Here is an 18282-nt window from a genome sequence, read left to right on the forward strand (position 1 = left end):
ATGACTACGACGACCAGCTCTCCGACGATCCTTTCGACGTGACCGACCTCGACGACAGCACCGACCTCTACGACACCTGCGACGACACCGACGACGACACCGGCCGGGACGCCAGCGGGGACGGCGCCGGCCGGGACGACGAGAAGCCCCAGCGCTCCGGCGGCCTCCACGACGTTCACCACGCCAACGGCGAGAAGAACGGCGACGTTGACCACACCGTCACCCGAGCGGGCCCTCCCGGCCCCGCCGATCACGACAACCGCACCGACCCCTATGACGCGTCCGACGCTGGCGGCGGCCGGGTTGACGACACCGACGCCAGCGCGGCCCTCTCCGATCCCGCCGATCCCGACGCCGATCCCGACCCAGGTCCTGATCCTGGTCCTGGTGGTCCCGGCGGTCCCGCCCCGGGGTCCGGTCCCGGCACTGGCCCCGGTTCTGGGGGCGAGTCCAACGCTGTCTCCACCTCTGGTGCCGGTAGTGGCAACCTTCGGACTGATCTGGCAGGCGCGGGCATCGGGACGGGAAGGACGGAGGCAGGGAACGGCAGTGCGGCCACCCGTGCGCTTGGGGCGCTTGGGGCGGTTGGGTTCGCGGCGGGTGAGCTGCGAGTCCAGGTCTCCACGCTGATGCACCTGGACGACCTGCCCGCCGAACTCGCCGGATGGGGGCCCGTCCATGCCCACCTGGCACGCAGACTGGCCAAGCGTCAGATCGGCGGCGAGTGGCGGTTCGCCATCTGTGACGAACAGGGACAACTTCTCCATGCTGGGATCACCCGGCGTCGCCCTGCGGGATGGCCCCGCCACCTGGCCTCTGCCCAGAGACCGGACACCGGCCAGGAAGCGGATCTTCGCCGAGGGTCCGCATCGACTCGCCGTCGCGGGATTGTCGAGCTTCAGCTCCCGTTGTCGCTGCTGCGGGCATTGCGTGCCGACATCTACGCGCAGGGCGGTTGGGCCGGTGTGATCGCCGACATCGTGCGCCAATACGACGAGGCCGCAAGCCACACGGCGGAGCCCAACGGAGGAGAAGGCCATCCCTGGGCGGGACCGACCAGGACCGCCCGCAGCGATGTACGTCGTGGCCCTGAACCATGCTGCACAGGCCCTGCCGCCATGCACAGCACGGCGCGAGGCGCCACTGCGCGAACCAGCACGCCGTCAGCCCTCACCGCCATGCACAGCACCGCGCCAGACAGCGCGGCGTCGGGCGGCAAGGCGTGGGGTCGCGCTGGGAACGGTAGTGCTGGGAACGGTAGTGCTGGGAATGGCAGTGCTGGGAATGGCAGTGCTGGGAGCGACCGGGTTGGAAGTGATGGATTTGGGAGTGACGGGGTTGCAGCCGAAGGCGCTGGTGCTGAGAACTTTGGGGCCAATGGGACTGTAGTGGCCGACGCCGGGAAGGGTGCTGGAGGCTCGGCTGTCGGAGGCCGAACAGCATCCGGGGATGAGCGGCGGCGGTTCCCCACAGCCGGGTTGCGGCGACGGATCGAGATCCGCGACAGGGTCTGCTCCCATCCCGGATGCCGTGCACCGGCCGCCCGGTCGGAGATGGACCACACCCGCCAGTACGCCCACGGCGGCCCCACCACCGAACACAACCTCGCCGCCGCGTGCGCGCACGACCACGACCTGCGCGACAACGGCTGGCAGGTCATCCAGACCAGCCCCGGACATGTGACCTGGATCAGCCGGACCGGTCACCGCTACCCGGCCGAGCCGCCGCCGATCATCGAACCCATGCCCGAGCCCTTCGCCCCCAACGGCTGGACCTTCGGCACCTTCCCCAGATCAGGGATGCGCCCCATGGATGCCAGCGGCATCAGTAAGCGCGGCACGGCCGATGACGCTGAGGCCGACGGAAACTCTCGAGTTGCTCGCACTGATGACACCGACAGAGGTGCGAAGCCCCGTGGAGCAGATGGCCATGTCGGCGGGAACGGCGGTGGGCTTGCCGCCCACGGCTACGGCGCGGACAGCATCACCGATTCGGGTGATGATGCACTCCCGTTCCTACCGACCTGGACCTACGAACCTGCTTGGTGGGAAGAGCACGTTGCCTCGCCGAACGTGTCGACGGGGGAGGGCGACGACAGTCTCCATGGAGGTCTATCTGGGGCGTCGCCGCATCCCGCCGATGACGTTCCGCCCTTCTGACGCTCCAGCCGCGAGGGGCCGGGCCTCGACATGGGGTCTGTCTCATCACCAGGCGCCTCACAGCGCGAACCGTTCTCCGGACGGCCCCTATCCGGCCTTCGTACGGCGGCGGGAGTCCTCGAGGTAGCCGTCAAGCGCGTCACGGGTGGCGCGTAAAGCAGAGTCCGACGTGTCGAAGGTGCGCTGAGCCACGCCGACGAAGATGCAGTCGACGATCAGCAGCTGGCTGATCCGGCTGGCCAGCGCTCCCGGGCGGAACGCCGTCTCGCGGCCCGCCGAGACGAGTACGTGGTCGGCGAGCTCGGCCAGCGACGATCGTGGGTTGTTGGTGATCGCGACCGTGGTGGCCCCGGCCGAACTCGCGACCCGCATCGGGCCCAGCACGTCAGGGGTCTCACCGGTGCAGCTCACGCCGACGGCCACGTCACCGGCCCGGACCAGCGCGGCGCTGGTGAGCGCGAGGTGCGCGTCGGTGAAGGAGTGGCCGGGCAGCCCGATCCGCATCAGCTTCTGTGCCATGTCGACCGCGACGAGCCCCGAGGCGCCGACCCCGTACGCGTCGACCCGCCGGGCGGTGGCCACGGCCTCGACGACGGCGGCGAGCCGGTCCGGGGCCAGTTGGGCGGCGGTGTCGGCGAGGGCTTCGGACTCGGCCCTGGTGACCTTGGCGATCACGTCGGTGAGCGGGTCGTCCGGCCCGAGATCGCCCGGGACCAGGCGTTCCGGCTTGGCCCGTGCCACCGCGGCCGCGAGGGCGAAGCGGAGCTGGGAGTACCCGGCGAACCCGAGGGCTCTGGCGGTGCGCACGATCGTGGCCTCGCTCGTCCCGGAGGCCGCGCTGAACTCGGTGATCGTGCTACCGGCGACCATCGCGGGGTCGTCAAGGATGAGGCGGGCGACGGACTGGGCCGCGGGCGTGAGCGACGGCAGGACCGCCCGTACCGTCGCTACCAGGTTGACCGGGGTGGGGCCCTCGTGTTCGTTCACCCTGCTGTCTTCTCCTGTCGGGATCGCGTTTCTTCGCTGCCGGTGAGCCATCGGGCGACAACGCGGTCAGATGCCCGCGAGACGCCGTATGTAGTGACATATACCGCCCCAACGGGTTCGGCGGGAATGCCGGTCTCTACCACGATCGCGTCGGGTCGGGCTTGTACGGCCGTCGCCAGGAGGTCACGGACCCACGCGTGCCTGCCCGCGTCGTGGACGACCAGCACGACCGGCCGGTCACCACTCAGCTCGGGAAGCGCCGTGGCCTCCGCGATGATCGTATGGCCCACGGTGCCGGGAAGCAGCTCGGCCAGCTCACGGGTGAGACCCACGGGCACATCGGAGTCGACGGCCTGGCTCATCCGGGGTGCGATGTGCACCACCAGGGGAGGCCGGGAGAGCGGAACGGCCCGGTGGACGTCCGAGCCCGCGGCGATCACCCGCATGGCCGCGCGGGCGGTCTCCAGGCCGAGTTCCTCCCCGGAATCCGCCCCGGGCCCGGCGCCGAGGCCCTCCGCGCGGGCGTCGCCGGCCGTCCGCCTCGCGGCGTGGGCGGCGTGCCACTCGGCGACGGCGAGGACCCGGGCGGCCGCCTCGGCGAGGCGCTCCTCGGGCAGCCGGCCGTCGCGGACCGCCTCGACGATCGCGTCACGCAGGGCGTAGACGTTCTCACCCTCGGGGGAGGAGGCGCCCACGCAGATGGCGTCCACGCCGGCCACGAGCGCGCGTACGGCGATCTCGCCGGGCGGGAGCAGGGCGGCGACGGCACGCATCTCGATCGCGTCGGTGACGAGCATGCCGTCGAAACCGAGCTCCTCGCGGAGCAGCCCGGTCAGGATGCGCCTGCTGAGCGTGGCGGGGACGTCCGGGTCGAGCGCGGGCACCAGCAGGTGGCCGCACATGACCGCCTGGACCCCGGCCTCCACCGCGGCGCGGAACGGCGGCAGGTCGCGTTCGCGGAGCACGTCCAGGGGCGCGTGCACGGTCGGCAGGGCGAGGTGTGAGTCGGTGACGGTGTCGCCGTGGCCGGGGAAGTGCTTCGCGCACGCGGCCACCCCCTCGGCCTGCAGGCCGGTGACCAAGGCGGCGGTGTGCCGCGCGACGAGTTGGGGATCGGGGCCGAAGGAGCGGATGCCGATCACCGGGTTGGCCGGGTTGGCGTTGACGTCCGCCACGGGCGCGTAGTTCAGGGTGACGTCCGCTGAGGCGAGGAGCCGGCCGATGGCCCGGCCGACCCGTTCGGTCCGCGTGACGTCGTCCACGACGCCCAGCGCGCGGTTGCCCGGCCATGAGCTGCCGGTTCCGGCCTCGAACCGGGTGACGGCGCCGCCTTCCTCGTCGACCGCGACGACCACGGCCGGATTCTCCTCGCGCAGCGCGGCGACGAGCTCGGCGGTCTGCCCGGTGTCCTCGATGTTGCGGGCGAACAGCACGGCCCCGCCGAGGCCGTCGGCGAGCGCCCGGCGCAGCCAGCCGGGCGGCGTGACGCCGTCGAACCCGGGCTGGAGGACGGTCATGGCCAGCCGGTCAAGGCTGGAGCTGCTTGTGGGCACGAGCTCACCCTCTCGCGTGGATGTCTTGAAGCAGGTTACACATCAATGACACTTTCTTTCATCCTCATTGATCTGAAAGTAAGTTTCTGCCAAGGTCGCGATCGGTGCCTTCTTCTTCATGCCCCCTGGAGGTCCGCATGAGCTCACCTACCCGACGTTCCGTCCTGCGCGGCCTGGCGCTGGCCGCGGCCGCGACGGCTCTCCCCCTGTCGGCCTTGACCTCGTTACCCGCCTTCGCCGACGGAAGCTCCGACGGCCACATCCCGCCCCTGCGTCAGATGCGCGGGATGTGGATCGCCTCGGTGCTCAACATCAACTGGCCGTCGAAGCCGGGGCTGACCGTCGACCAGCAGAAGGCCGAGTACCTCGCCTGGCTGGACCTCGCGCAGGTCCGCAGGCTCAACTCGGTCTTCGTCCAGATCCGGCCGACCGCCGACGCCTTCTGGCCCTCGTCGTTCGAGCCGTGGTCGGAGTACCTGACCGGTGTGCAGGGGCAGGACCCGGGCTACGACCCGCTGGCCTTCCTCGTCGAGGAGACGCACCGGCGCGGCCTGGCCTTCCACGCCTGGTTCAACCCGTACCGCGTGTCGATGCAGCCGGACCCGGCCAAGCTGCACCCCGACCACCCGGGCCGCAAGCATCCGGACTGGATCGTGCCGTACGGCGGCAAGCTGTACTACAACCCGGGCATCCCGGCGGTGCGGGCGTTCGTCCAGGACGCGATGATGGACGCGATCACCAGGTACGACATCGACGGCCTGCACTTCGACGACTACTTCTACCCCGTGAACACCACGGCCTTCGACGACAGCGCGGCCTTCGCGCAGTACGGCGCGGGCTTCCCCGACCTCGCCTCCTGGCGGCGCGAGAACGTGGACCTGCTCGTCCAGGAGATGCAGCAGCGGGTACGGCAGGCGAAGCCGGAGGTCGCCTGGGGCATCAGCCCGTCGGGCATCTGGCGGAACAAGTCCACCGATCCGCTCGGCTCGGACACCGGCGGCAGCCAGTCGTACGACAACCTGCACGCCGACACGCGAGGCTGGGTCAGGAAGGGCTGGCTGGACTACATCGCGCCGCAGATCTACTGGTACATCGGCCAGTCGAACGCCGACTACGCCAAGCTGATCCCCTGGTGGTCCGGCGTGGCGGCGGGCACCGGCGTGCAGCTCTGGATCGGCCAGGCCGCCTACAAGGCCGGTGCGGCCGGGCAGCCCGCCCAGTGGTTCCAGCCGGACGAGCTCTCCCGGCACCTCACGCTCAACCGGGCCAACCCGGAGGTCGGCGGCGACATCTGGTACAACTCCGGCGACGTGCGCGAGGACCGGCTGGGCAGCGTCACCGGTGCCGTGAACGAGCACTACACCCGTCCGGCCCTCGGCCCGCTGCTGCCGCGTCTCGCGGGCGGGCAGCCGCCGCGGCGGCCGGTCCTGGCCACCGCCCGCAGGGCGGCCGAAGGCGCCGAACTGCACATCGTGGCCACCGGCAGGGACATCCCGTTCCAGTTCGCGGTCTACCGGTTGGACCGGGAGGCCGGAGCGGGTGACTTCGCCGACGCCCGGAACCTGGTCGCGGTCATCCCGGCGGGCCGCAACGTGCGCTGGGTGGACCCCGAGGGGGCCGCGGGCGCGAACTACTACGTGACGGCCGTGGACCGGGCGAACCGCCAGAGCGAGCCGAGCGACGGCCGCCGGGTCCACTGACCCGCGTCACCGCCGATCGGCGCACCCCGGCCGGCACGGCTCCCGCCCCCGTGGGGAAGCCGTACCGGCCGGGCGAGCGGTCCGGCCGGCACCGGTCAGGCGATGAGCCTCCGGTGGGCCGCCAGGACGTCGGGCGCCTCAGGGGCGCCCGGCGCGGCGTTGTGCAGGGCGAGGGCGGCAGCCCCGGCGGCGCCGTCACGAGCGGCGACCGTGGGGCGGCCGAGCCCGGATCTGACCAGCTCGGCCAGCCGGGTGGGTTCGGTGAGCAGCGATCCCGCGAGCACCATCGGCCCGGCCTCCTCGCCCAAGGACTCGGCCGTGGCGACGAGCCGGCGCGCGGCCTCCTGGAGGATCGCGAGGGCCGGCGCGTCGCCCAGGCGGGCGGCGGCCTCCACCGCGGGCGCGAACCGCCCCAGCCACGCCGGACCGGACTGCGCGACCCCGGCGTGGACCGCCCGGACGACCTGGTCCGGCGAGAGGCGTGACGCCTCTGCCCGCGCCCCTCCCGCGGTGGCCACTTCTCCGATGGATCCTTCAGATCCGAAGGCGGGCCGGCCCGGCACGTCGATCAGGGCGTCGCGGAGCGAGCACTCCGGCGGCCCGTCGAGCAACGCCGTGGGCCCGCCCCGGCCGTCCAGCGCGGCCAGGAGAGCCTGTACGGCCCGGCGCCCGATCCACACCCCCGACCCCTCGTCCCCGAGGATCCAGCCGTACCCGTCGGCGCGTGCGACGATGGCACGCGCGCCGATCCTGGCGGCGATGGCCCCGGTGCCCGCGATCAGGACGGTGCCCGAGGATGCCTCGGTGGCCCCGGCGAACGCGGCGAGGATGTCGGGCACGACGACGGGCCGCCCGGACAGGCCGCAGGCCCGCCACGCCTCGGCGGCGAGCGCGTCGGCGCGCTCCGGAGCCGACGCGGCGCCCGCGAGGGCGAACACGCCGCCCGCGATCCGGTCCGGCGCGATGCCGGTGAGGGCACCTTCCAGCGCGGACCGCAGGCTGCCCACGGGGTCGGCGGCGGAAATCGCGTTGGCGGCCCCGCCGCGTCCCCTCCCGGCCACCTGGCCCGTACGCGTCGCCACCACGCAGCGGGTGCCCGTTCCGCCGCCGTCGATGCCGATGACCAGAGTCGTCACACGCTCTCCATGTGTAGATATTCTTCCAAGAACTATATTGCTATGAAGAATCCCGACAGGAGAAGGTGTGCGGGTACTCGGGCTGATCTCGGGGACGTCCCACGACGGGATCGACAGCGCGCTCGTCGACTGGACGATGGCGGACGGCGTCCTGACCGGCGTGATCGAGCACACCGGCGCGCGGCCGTACGCTCCGGAGCTGCGGGCCGGGGTGGTGGCGGCGCTGCCGCCGAACCGGATCGACATGGCGGAGGTGTGCCGCCTCGACACCCTGATCGGCCAGGCGTTCGCCGGCGCGGCCGAGGAGTGCCCGGCCGCCGACCTGATCTGCTCCCACGGGCAGACCCTGTACCACTGGGTGGAGGACGGCCGGGTGCGCGGCACGCTGCAGCTCGGCCAGCCGGCCTGGATCGCGGAACGGCTCGGCGTCCCGGTCGTCTCCGACCTGCGCGTACGCGACGTGAGCGCGGGCGGCCACGGCGCTCCGCTGGTGTCGGCCTTCGACCTGCCGTTGCTGGCCGGGCTGCCGGGCCGCAACGGGGCGCTCAACCTCGGCGGGATCGCCAACCTCACCGTGCTCGATCCGGCCGTCGCCTACGACACCGGGCCCGCCTCCGCGCTGCTGGACGCGGCCGTGCTCGCCGCGACCGGCCGGCCGTACGACGAGGACGGCCGGCTCGCGGCGGCGGGGACGGCGCACGAGGAGCTGCTGGCCGAGCTGCTGGCCGATCCGTACTACCGCGGGGCGCCGCCCAAGAGCACCGGCAAGGAGCTGTTCCACGCGGGCTATCTCGCGCGGGTGGCGGCGCCGTACGGGCTGGGACTGGAGGATCTGCTCGCGACGCTGGCCGCGCTGACGGGGGAGACGGCGGCGGCGGAGGTCCGGCGGCACCGGCTGGACACGGTGGTCGTGTCCGGTGGCGGGCTGCGCAACCCGGTCCTCATGGGCGAGCTCGAACGACGGGCGCCCGGCACGCGGTTCATCGCGAGCGACGAACTGGGTGTGCCGTCGGACGCCAAGGAGGCGATCGCCTTCTCCTACCTGGGCTGGCTGACCGCGCACGGGTTGCCGGGGACGGTGCCCGGCTGCACGGGCGCCTCGGGGGCGCGGCTGCTCGGCACCGTCACCCCGGGGGAAGGCCCGCTGCGGCTGCCCGCGCCCCTCGCCGACCCGCCGGAGCGTGTCCGCATGAGGCTCGGATAGCCGCTCGGGCGGCCGGTCGTCAGACCCACGCTCTCGTGCTTGCCCTCGAACTCGTGGAAGAACTCGTGGAAGTACGTTCCACCGACGGTGTCGCGGTAGCGAACGGAAAGGATCACCCGTTCGTCGCTTCCACGCTCATGCGGGGGCAATGCCTCCGCCGAGGTCACGGCACTGGTAGGTGATCCACGGTTCGGGCGGCTGAGCGTCCTGGATCGAGAATGGGACCGTAAAAGGACACGATTAGGGCTTTCCGTATATGCCGATCGGGCCAAGTATGGAGATACGGGAGGTGCCGGCTCGCGGACCACGGGCGCCGTCCTCCCGGTCGTCTTGCCGGGGTACCGCTCCCCGGGTGGAGGAGGGACACGATCGTGACGCAGACGCCCCAGACGGGTCGCACGACTCGTGCGCGTGCGGCCACCACACCCCGGTCGGCGACGAGGAAGCCGGTGTCGAGGAAGCAGCCGCCGGTGGAGAAGCCCACCGAGACGACCACGGCGAAGAGCACGACGAGGACCACCACGAGGACGGCGGCGAAGACCGCGGCGAAGCCGGTCACCCCGCCCGCCACGCGGCCCACCATGACGCCCGGCCCCGACACGCCGCGGCAGCATGACGGGCACAACGGGGAGTTCACGCTGAACCTGCCCATGGTGAGCCTCCAGTTCCACCGGCCCCATCTCGGACTGCCGCATGTCGAGATGCCGCACGTCAGCCGCCAGGAGGTCGGCCACGCGATGGACGTCGCCCGGTCGTTCCTCCCGCCGCCCGAGCGCGTCGCGTACTACGGCGGGCTCGGCGCCCTGGCCATCCTCGGCGTGATCGAGTGGCCGGTGGCCGCCGCGATCGGCGTCGGGACCGTGCTCGCGCAGCGCGGCCGTACGGAAGAGTCGAAGGCCTGGTCGCGGGAGCGGCGCGTGACCCCGGTGGCGCCCGCCACCAGGACCGCCCGAGCGGGCAGGTGACCCCGCCATCCCGTCCGGGCGGCTCGTCCGCCGCCCGGTCCGGCCGTCCATCCCACGTGACAGGCCGGAGTTGAGATGCGGCTCTCGGTCATACCTTCCATCGACACGTTGCTGAGCATCCTCCCGGAGCCGCTGCGAAGTTTCGTACCACGCCCGCGCCGCGTCCAGGCGTGCGCGGGCGGCGTACGGATCGAACTGCGCGAGATCGGCGGCCCCGACACCCGGGACGCCGTCCACGCCCTCGAGGCGCGGCTGCGCGCGGCGGGAGCGGTCCGCGCCGAGGTGAACGGCGCGCTCGGCTGCGTGTTCGTCAGCTGTGACAAGCGCAGCGCCGAGATGGCCGATTACCTGGCCATCATCGAGGAATGCGACACCGCGGCGGCCGCCGCCGACGAACAGGCCCTCGAGGTGGCGACCGAGGAGGACGAGGAAGAGGAGGACACCGACCAGGCCGGCGGGGTCCGATGGGCGCGGGACGGCGTGGAGCAGGAGGTGCACGCGGCCATCGCCCTCTTCGGCGGGCTCACCGGGACGAGTCTCGCTCTGGCCGGGTTCCTCACCCACACGCGGCGCTTGCCGCCGACCGTGCCCGCGTTCGTCCAGCTCGTCGAGCACACCCCCCGCGTGCGGGTGTTCCTGGAACGCCGGGTCGGGGTGCCGGCGACGGACACCATCTTCACGCTGACGCGCATCGTCAGCCAGACGCTCGCGGTGCGCCCCATCGCGCTCTTCCTCGACTCGCTGGCGGCCGCCGGACGGTACGCCGACTCCCGGGCCGGCCGCCGCGCGTGGGAGCACCGTGAGGAGGAGTTCGCCGCCCACGACGGGGCGTACCGCCACATACGGGTGCCCATGCGGCCCCGTCCCGCGCCGTTGCCGCACGGCCCGATCGAGCGGTACTGCGAGGCCGCCAGTTTCGCCGCGCTGGGCGCGCAGGGCATCACCTCGATCGTGAGCCGCAGCCAGGATCGCGGGGTCTCCATGCTGATCTCCGCCACGCCCAAGGCCGCGCGCCTCGGCCGGGACGGGTTCACCAGCGCGGTCGTACGGGTGCTGTCGGAGCGTGGCGGGATCGTGCTGCACCGGACCGCCCTGCGCCGCATGGACCGGATCGACGCGGTCCTCCTCGACGCCCCAGTGATCACCACGGGCGGATGGGCGATCGACGAGGTCGTGCCACTCGCGCCAGGAGGGGACCGCGACGCGCTGCACGCCCGGCTTTACACGCTCCTCGACCTCAAGGACCCCGGCGCACGGCGCGCCGACGGAGGCTGGCTCGCCGAACCCCTCACCGGTGCCCCGGCGGAGGCGGGGGAGTCCGAGAGGGTGTCGCAGTGGCGCGAGCGCGGCGTCCGGGCGATCGAGGTGACGAGGGACGGCACGCGGGTCGCGCTCGTGGGACTCGCCCCCGAGTTGCACCCGCTGGCGGAGGCGCTCGCCGCCGCGGCGAAGGATACCGCCCGGGTGATCGTGGTCGGCGGGGAGCCGGGCCTCGGCCGCCGTCTCGGCGTCGAGCAGCAGGCCGAGCGTGCCGCGCACCTGGTCGAGTTCGTACGGACCCTCCAACGGGAGGGGCACGGCGTCGCCCTGGTGTCGCGCCGTTCCCCGCACGGGCTGGCCGAGGCCGACATCGGCATCGGCGTGCACCGGAGCGGATCGGCCCACGTCCCCTGGGACGCCGACGTGATCGCCGACCATGACGGCGTCTACCTGCTGCTGCGCGGCCTGCCGTACGCCAGGAAGGCGAGCGAGCAGAGCGTACGGGTGACCCTCGGCGGGGCGGTGGTCGGCGCGGGGCTGTCGGCCCTCGGCCCGGCAGCGCGCGCGATCAAGAGCGCCGTCCTCGTGGGCGACGCCACGGCGCTGGCCACGATGGTCGTCGGGGCGCTGGTGGGCCGCGGCATCCGGCGCGAGGAAGCGCCGACAGGCGCCGACCGGACTCCCTGGCACGCGATGGCGACGTCCGACGTGCTGGCCCGGCTGGACACCTCGACCACCGGGCTGGAGGAGGAAGACGCGGCGCACCGGCGGGGAACCGCCGCGCCGCGCGCCGTCGAGGGCCCGCCGTCCCTGGTACGGGCGTCCGTCGAGGAGCTCGCCAACCCGCTGACACCGGTCCTGGCCACGGGGGCGGGGGTGTCGGCCGTCGTCGGCTCAGTCCTGGACGCGGTGCTGATCGCCGGTGTGATGGTGGTCGACGCCATGCTCGGGGGAGCACAGCGCAGGGACGCCCAGCGCGCGCTGCGCCATCTCACCAAGGAGACGGAGATCCACGTACGGCTCCTGCGGCGCGGCGGCGGCCGAGGGGCGGCCACCGCCGACGACCTGGTCCAGGGCGACGTGATCGAGCTGCGCGCCGGGGATGCCGTTCCCGCGGACGCCCGGCTGATCAGGGCGGTCGGCCTGGAGGTGGACGAGTCCACGCTCACCGGCGAGTCCCAGCTCGTGACCAAGACGACGGCGCCGACGGCGGCGCCCGCCGTGGCGGACCGCACGTCGATGGTCTACCAGGGCACCACCGTCGCGGCGGGACACGGCCTGGGCGTGGTGGTCGCCGTCGGAGAGGCGACCGAGGTGGGCCGCACCGCGGAACTGCGCGGTGAGGGACCCCCGCCGAGCGGGGTGGAGCTGAGGCTGCGCGAACTGAGCCGTCGCATTCTGCCCGCCGCCCTCGGATCCGGCGCCGTGCTGATGTTGATCGACCTGGTACGCGGCTCGCCGCTCGCCTCCGCCGTGTCGACCGCGGTGAGCCTCTCGGTCGCCGCGGTCCCCGAGGGGCTGCCGTTCATCGCCACCGTCGCCGAGCTGGCCGCGGCCAAGCGGCTGTCTGCCCGCAACACCCTGATCAGGAACCCCGCGACGATCGAGGCGCTCGGCCGGGTGGACGTCCTGTGCTTCGACAAGACCGGGACCCTGACCGAGGGGCGCATCAGTCTGGGCCGGGTGTCCGACGGATGGTCTGAGCAGAGCGTGGACGCGTTGACGCCCCAGATGCGCGCGATCGTCGGCGCCGCCCTGCGCGCGAGCCCGAGATTCGAGGGCGGCCGCGCCATCCCCCACCCGACCGACCGCGCCGTGGTGGAGGGGGCGACCGGGCTGGGGGTGGCCCCCGAGGACGGTCTGCGCGAGTGGAAGCGGATCGACGAGATGCCGTTCGAGCCGGCGCGCGGATACCACGCCGTGCTCGGGCTCTCCGAGACCGGCCACCTGCTGAGCGTCAAGGGCGCCCCGGAGGTCGTGCTGACCCGCTGCGACAGCGTCGAGCGCGGGGGCAAGGCCGTCCCCCTCGACGAGACGACGCGGCGCGAGCTGGCCGAGGAGGTGGACCGGCTGGCCCGCCAGGGCTACCGCGTGCTCGCCGTGGCGGAGCGCCGCGCCTCCAGCCGCGCCGACCTGGACGAGTCCAGGATCAGCCGGTTGTGCTTCCTCGGCTACCTCGGCCTGTCCGATCCCGTACGGCCGACGGCCAAGCGGAGCGTGGACGGGCTCATCCGGGCCGGGGTCCGGGTCGTCATGATCACCGGCGACCATCCCAGCACCGCCGAGGCCATCGCGGCCGAGGTCGGCGCGCTGAACGGGCTGCACATCATGACCGGCCCCGAGATCGACGATCTGGACGACGAAGCGCTGGTGGAGGTGCTGCCCCAGGTCTCGGTCTTCGCCCGGGTCACCCCGGCGCACAAGGCGCGGATCGTGTCCTGCCTGCGCCGGGCGGGGAAGATCGTGGCGGTCACCGGCGACGGCGCCAACGACGTGCCGGCGATCCGGCTCGCCGACGTCGGGGTGGCGCTGGGGTCACGGGCGACCCCCGCCGCCCGTGCCGCCGCCGACATCGTCGTGGCGGACAACCGCATCGAGACGATCATCGACGCGATCGTCGAGGGGCGGGCGATGTGGGGATCGGTCCGCGACTCGCTGGGCATCCTGCTCGGCGGCAACGTCGGAGAGATCCTCTTCACGGTGGGATCCAGCCTGCTCACCCGGCGCAGCGCGCTGAACGCGCGCCAGCTCCTCCTGGTCAACCTGCTCACCGACATGCTCCCCGCGATGGCGGTGGCCGTACGGCCACCGAGCGCGACCAGCCCGGAGAAGCTCCTCGCCGAGGGGCCGGAGGCGTCGCTGGGCGCCGCCCTGACACGCGACATCTACCTGCGCGCGGCCACGACGGCGGTGGGGGCCGGCCTCGCCTGGGGACTCGCCCGGATGACCGGCACCCGCGGCCGCGCGGACACCGTCGGGCTGATCGGCCTGGTGGCCACCCAGTTGCTGCAGACGCTCATGACAGGGGGCAAGGACCGTACGGTGATGATCGCCGCGGTGTCGTCGCTCGCCGGTCTGGCCATGATCGTCTCGACCCCGGGGCTCAGCCAGTTCTTCGGATGCCGCCCGATCGGCCCGTTCGGATGGGGCATCGGGCTGGGCTGCTCCGCCGCCGCGGGCGCCCTGGGGCAGATGATCGAGCGGGCCGTGCTCCAGTAGTCATCGCCTGTTCATCTTCTGTACACCTGGATGGTACCGGCACGGTCGTTTATATGGTGAAATCTGTCCTTAACTGCTGTTTCACCCCCGTGAGGTATCAAGTGTCCGAGTTCCTGGCTTCGGTGCTCGCCAAGGCGGCCTTCATGGTCCTTGAGGCCCTCGTCATGCGCATCGTCCAGTCCCTTGTCCTGTCCACCATGCGTACGGGCGGCCCCAGCCCCGTGTACTTCCAGGCCGCATAGGCCGCCACGGGCCGCACAGGCCGCCGGCGCCGATCAGGCGCCGAAGACATCCTGCTGGTAGCGGCCTTCCGCCTCCAGCCTTCGCACACCCTCATCGCCCCAGATCTCCGCGAGCGCCCGCCGCACCGCCGGGGCCATCCGTACGCCGTCACCGCACACGTACACGTACGCCCCCCGCTCCAGCAGCTCATGAACGCCGGCGGCGTCCGCCAGCAACGCGTGCTGGACGTACCGGTGCGGGTGGCCGGGCAGCGCGGAGAAGGCGAGATGGACGTCCGCGTCCCACGTCTCGTGCCGGTACAGCCAGTCGTGCTCCGGATGCCGGCAACCGAAGAACACCTTCGCCGGTCCCGCGCCCGGCTGTAGCGAACGCTCCTCCAGGAAGCCGCGCAGCGGCGCGAAACCCGTGCCGGGACCGATCAGGATCACCGGAGTGGCCGGATCGGGCGGCAGGTGGAACGGGGGAGACGGCACCCGCACGTACCCGTAGAACGTGTCCCCCGGAGCCAGCGCGGCCAGGTAGGCCGAGCACATGCCCCGGTACTGCCCGGTCCCCGACCAGGCCGGCCCCTCCACCAGCCCCACCGTGATCCGGACCCGGCCCGGCGCGGCCAGCGGCGAGGACGAGATCGAGTAGAAGCGCGGCCGGATCGGGCCGCACATCTCCAGGAACGCGTCCAGCGGCAGCGCGATCGACGGGAACCGCTCCAGCAGCGCCAGCACGGACACCCGCTTGGCGAGGACGTCCTCGGCGTAGTCCAGCCGGGCGAGCTCGCCCGTGGTCCACGGGCACTCCGTGAACGAGGCCAGCGTCTCCAGATCCGACCGGCTCGCGACCTCCTGCAGCTCGACGAACTCGGCCAGCAGCAGCTCCGCCGGAACCGGGACGCCCAGCGGCAGGTGCGTCGAGCGCTCGCCGTCCTGGCTCAGCCGTACCACCTGGCCCGAGGGCAGCCGCAGGCAGCGCATCGCCCACGCGACCAGCTCGGGATCGTTCTTCGCGTACACCGCCAGGTGGTTGCCCGCCTCGTACGTCACGCCCTCGGGCAGCTCGGCGACGATCGATCGCACACCGGGCCGTGGCCGCTCGTCCCCGAAGTCCCACACCCCCGACGCCACCAACTCCTCGTTCGAGACCACCGTGAGCGGGAACGCCTGCCCGGACACGACCGCGGGCCGCACCTCCGCCTGGGTCAGCAGCTCGGCGTGGTAGCGGCGGCCTTCCGGCTCCGCCATCGCGCCCGCGCCGTACCCGGCGGCCAGCGCGGACCACAGGCCCGCGGTCCAGGACCGGACGTCGCCGTCGAAGTCGCCGCTCGCGTCGGCCTCACCGCGCGGGACCAGGGGAGCGGCGCCCGCGGCCAGCAGCTTGGCCTCGACCCGCTTCGGGAACGCCTGGTACGTCGGCCACTGGGTGTTGCCGCAGCCCAGTACGGCGAAGCGCAGCCCGGACAGGTCGCCGAGGCTCTCGGTGGCGTCGAAGGCGGCGGCGTTGTCGGGCGCCCTGCCGTTGTAGCTGGCCGCCACCACGACGAGCAGCCCGCCTGCAGGCGGCTCCACCGTGTCCAGCGCGTCCAGTGTGGTCAGTGTGGTCGCGAATCCGGACCGGCGGGCCCGGTCGGCGATCTGTTCGGCGACGTCCTGCGACGTGCCGAGATTCGAGCCGTAGGCGACGGTCAGGCCCACGCCCCGGACCTGCACCTCCGCGCCCTCCTCGGCCCGCTCCGCGTCCTCCTCCATGCCCTGGAGGGCGGCCGGGGCGCTCATCCGCTCACTCGGTTTGCGGGGCCGTACCCGGATGGTGAAATTGTCGGGCTTGACGGTCAGCGTCTGCTTGATCTCCATCCGGTACGCCTCCGGATCGGAGACGGCGAACCGCTGGAGGACCAGCGCGAGCGCCAGCCGGGCCTCGGTGAGCGCGAACTGGCGGCCGATGCAGGCCCGCTCTCCGTTGCCGAACGGCTTGTACGCGTGCGGATGGTGGGCCGCCTTGTTCTCGGGCAGCCAGCGGTCGATGTCGAACTCCTCGGGCCGGTCCCACGCCTTCGGACTGCGGTGCAGCGGCGGCAGTAGCACCACGCACTTGGTCCCCTTGGCCAGGGGATAGCGGCCTCCGATCACCGTGTCCTCCCGCGGCGCGCGCCCGATCGACGGGATGGGCGACCAGATCCGCAGCGTCTCCTCCAGGATCCGGGGGACGACGTCCAGCTTCATGATCGTCTCGTAGGTCGGGACGGTGTCGCCGGGAAGCAGCCGGTCGACCTCGGCGTACGCCTGGGCCAGCACGTGCGGGTTGCGCAGCAGATTGTAGATCGCGAAGGACAGCAGGCCGCTGGTGGTCTCGTGCCCGGCGATGAGGAACGTCAGCACCTGGTCGCGGATGTTCTCGTCGGGCAGCCGCTCGCCGGTGCGCGGATCGGCCGCCTCCAGCATCAGCCCGAGCAGGTCGGTGACCCCTCCCGCGCCGCCCGTTCCACCATCGCCGCCCGCGCGCCGCTCGCGGATGACCTCGTCGACGAGCTCGCGCATGCGCGCGATGTCGGCGCGGTACGCCTCGTCCGCCCGCCTCTTCATCCTGGTGACGAGCGGGATCTGCTGGTTGCGGACCATGGCCTCCGTCAGGGCGTTGCCCATGGACCGCAGGAAGGGGTGCAGCTCGGGGCTCTCGAAGGAGCGGAACCGGTACCCGAACCCGGTGAGCGAGATCGTGTCCAGGGTGAGCCGCGTCATGTCCGCGGGCACGTCGACCTCGTCGGCGGTCGCCCACTTGGCGGCCAGCGCCTCGGCGACCTCCAGCATCTGCGGGAAGTACGCCTTCATCGAGCGCTGGCCGAACGCCGGGAGGAGGATCCGGTGCGCCTGCCCCCAGATCTGATCGTCGCCGCGCGCGGTGAACAGCCCGTCTCCGGCGAAGTCCCGGACGATGGACAGCGGCGCGTCGACCGGCTTGTAGAACCGTGTCTCGTCGCACAGCTCCGTGACGAGGTCGGGGTCGTAGACGAACACCACGCTGCGGTCGAGGATCTCCATCCGGTAGAGGCCGCCGGGATGGCGCGCGGCGACCTCCTGGAAGAACTCGCTCGGACGGTCACGCGGGATGCGCAGCGCGTTCCCGACGATGGGCAAGCCCTGGAGGCTGGGAATGGGCGTGAGCTGGGCCATGTGAAGGAATCCCCCTGCCTTCTGTCAGCCATACACTGTATGGAAGGCTACCATACGGCGTATGGCCGTTAGTGCGCGGAGGGGTTCGCCCCTCTCACCCGAGGAGATCCACGCGGAGGCGCTGCGCCTCATCGACGAGCGGGGGGTCGAGGCGCTGAGCATGCGCAAGCTCGCCGCCGCGCTGGACGTCAACCCGATGTCGCTCTACCACCACGTGCCCAACAAGGAGGCGCTCCTGGATGGCGTGCGCGGCCTGGTGCTGTCCGAGATCGAGCTGCCCGCCGACGACGGGTCTCCGTGGCAGGAGCAGATCCGGGCGCTCGCGACCGGTATGCGGGCGCTGGCCCACCGGCATCCCTCGCTCTACCCCGACCTGTCCGCCCATCCGCAGTTGACGCGCCAGGACACCGTGTGGAAGGTGCTGAGCCGGGTGCTGACCGCCGCCGGCGTGCCCGAGGAGCGGCTCTCGCGGGTGCGGAACGCGCTCTTCGCGTTCACCGCGGGAATTCTGCTCGCCGAGATCAACGGGGCGTTCCCCGCGCCCGACGACGACGCCTTCGACGAGGCCGTCACCCTCATCGTCAACGGCCTGTCCGCGTACGCGGGAGACGGGGCCTGACGGGACGGATCGGGGCCGGACCGGGCCGGATCGGGGGCGGCGGGATGTGATCGTTTATGCGATAGTGGTCTCTCCA

The 18282-nt window shown here is 72.3% G+C and carries 12 protein-coding genes; 7 read left to right on the plus strand and 5 right to left on the minus strand.

Features of this window, described 5'->3' with window-relative positions; translation table 11 throughout:
* The coding region (locus AB0I59_RS36790) for a hypothetical protein (protein ID WP_358140508.1) at window positions 1–215 on the minus strand (215 nt) is incomplete at its 3' end.
* Window positions 216–1178: 963 nt separating this feature from the next.
* Between AB0I59_RS36790 and AB0I59_RS36795 the strand changes: the two genes are divergently transcribed.
* Entirely contained in the window at window positions 1179–2159 is a 981-nt protein-coding gene (locus tag AB0I59_RS36795; protein ID WP_358140716.1) for an HNH endonuclease, read from the plus strand.
* Between the two features lie 87 nt (window positions 2160–2246).
* Here AB0I59_RS36795 and AB0I59_RS36800 read toward each other — a convergent pair whose 3' ends face one another.
* Together AB0I59_RS36800 and AB0I59_RS36805 are read right to left on the minus strand one after the other, a co-directional pair.
* Window positions 2247–3146: a MurR/RpiR family transcriptional regulator gene (locus AB0I59_RS36800; protein WP_061254780.1), complete on the minus strand. Its 900-nt coding sequence runs from the start codon at window positions 3144–3146 to the stop codon at window positions 2247–2249.
* On the minus strand, window positions 3143–4699 hold the full coding sequence (locus AB0I59_RS36805; protein ID WP_358140512.1) for a glycoside hydrolase family 3 protein: 1557 nt from the start codon (window positions 4697–4699) through the stop codon (window positions 3143–3145). Before AB0I59_RS36805 ends, AB0I59_RS36800 begins: the two co-directional genes overlap by 4 nt.
* Window positions 4700–4836: 137 nt before the next feature.
* On the opposite strand from AB0I59_RS36805, the gene AB0I59_RS36810 reads away from it, so the two are divergent.
* Window positions 4837–6399: a glycoside hydrolase family 10-like protein gene (locus AB0I59_RS36810; protein WP_061254778.1), complete on the plus strand. Its 1563-nt coding sequence runs from the start codon at window positions 4837–4839 to the stop codon at window positions 6397–6399.
* A 95-nt stretch (window positions 6400–6494) separates the two neighbouring features.
* Here AB0I59_RS36810 and AB0I59_RS36815 read toward each other — a convergent pair whose 3' ends face one another.
* Window positions 6495–7535, minus strand: a complete 1041-nt coding sequence (locus tag AB0I59_RS36815; protein ID WP_063818709.1) for an N-acetylglucosamine kinase — start codon at window positions 7533–7535, stop codon at window positions 6495–6497.
* A gap of 67 nt (window positions 7536–7602) precedes the next feature.
* Between AB0I59_RS36815 and AB0I59_RS36820 the strand changes: the two genes are divergently transcribed.
* The 4 genes from AB0I59_RS36820 to AB0I59_RS36835 all read left to right on the plus strand — a co-directional run bounded on the left by AB0I59_RS36820 (window position 7603) and on the right by AB0I59_RS36835 (window position 14425).
* Window positions 7603–8739: an anhydro-N-acetylmuramic acid kinase gene (locus AB0I59_RS36820; RefSeq protein WP_061254777.1), complete on the plus strand. Its 1137-nt coding sequence runs from the start codon at window positions 7603–7605 to the stop codon at window positions 8737–8739.
* A 449-nt stretch (window positions 8740–9188) separates the two neighbouring features.
* Window positions 9189–9704 carry a hypothetical protein gene (locus AB0I59_RS36825; RefSeq protein ID WP_358140517.1) on the plus strand — a complete coding sequence of 172 codons (516 nt, stop codon included), beginning with the start codon at window positions 9189–9191 and terminating at the stop codon, window positions 9702–9704.
* Window positions 9705–9812: 108 nt separating this feature from the next.
* The gene (locus AB0I59_RS36830; RefSeq protein WP_358140520.1) at window positions 9813–14183 is read left to right on the plus strand and encodes an HAD-IC family P-type ATPase; all 4371 of its coding nucleotides are present in this window, start codon (window positions 9813–9815) and stop codon (window positions 14181–14183) included.
* 101 nt (window positions 14184–14284) lie between these two features.
* Window positions 14285–14425, plus strand: coding sequence for a hypothetical protein (locus AB0I59_RS36835; RefSeq protein WP_358140523.1), 141 nt, complete (start codon window positions 14285–14287; stop codon window positions 14423–14425).
* Between the two features lie 33 nt (window positions 14426–14458).
* Here AB0I59_RS36835 and AB0I59_RS36840 read toward each other — a convergent pair whose 3' ends face one another.
* The gene (locus AB0I59_RS36840) at window positions 14459–17551 is read right to left on the minus strand and encodes a bifunctional cytochrome P450/NADPH--P450 reductase (protein WP_358140525.1); all 3093 of its coding nucleotides are present in this window, start codon (window positions 17549–17551) and stop codon (window positions 14459–14461) included.
* 97 nt (window positions 17552–17648) lie between these two features.
* Here AB0I59_RS36840 and AB0I59_RS36845 point away from each other — a divergent pair, with 97 nt between their 5' ends.
* Entirely contained in the window at window positions 17649–18206 is a 558-nt protein-coding gene (locus tag AB0I59_RS36845) for a TetR/AcrR family transcriptional regulator (RefSeq protein ID WP_061254773.1), read from the plus strand.
* Window positions 18207–18282 lie beyond the last annotated feature (76 nt).

Origin of the sequence: Microtetraspora glauca (assembly GCF_040656155.1) — a bacterium.
Taxonomy (GTDB): Bacteria; Actinomycetota; Actinomycetes; order Streptosporangiales; family Streptosporangiaceae; genus Microtetraspora; species Microtetraspora glauca.

Excerpts from the sequence above, each read along its gene's own strand:
- AB0I59_RS36795 (WP_358140716.1), top strand. The coding sequence starts at position 1,179 with ATGCACAGCACCGCGCCAGACAGCGCGGCGTCGGGCGGCAAGGCGTGG.
- AB0I59_RS36810 (WP_061254778.1), top strand. The coding sequence starts at position 4,837 with ATGAGCTCACCTACCCGACGTTCCGTCCTGCGCGGCCTGGCGCTGGCC.
- AB0I59_RS36845 (WP_061254773.1), top strand. The coding sequence starts at position 17,649 with ATGGCCGTTAGTGCGCGGAGGGGTTCGCCCCTCTCACCCGAGGAGATC.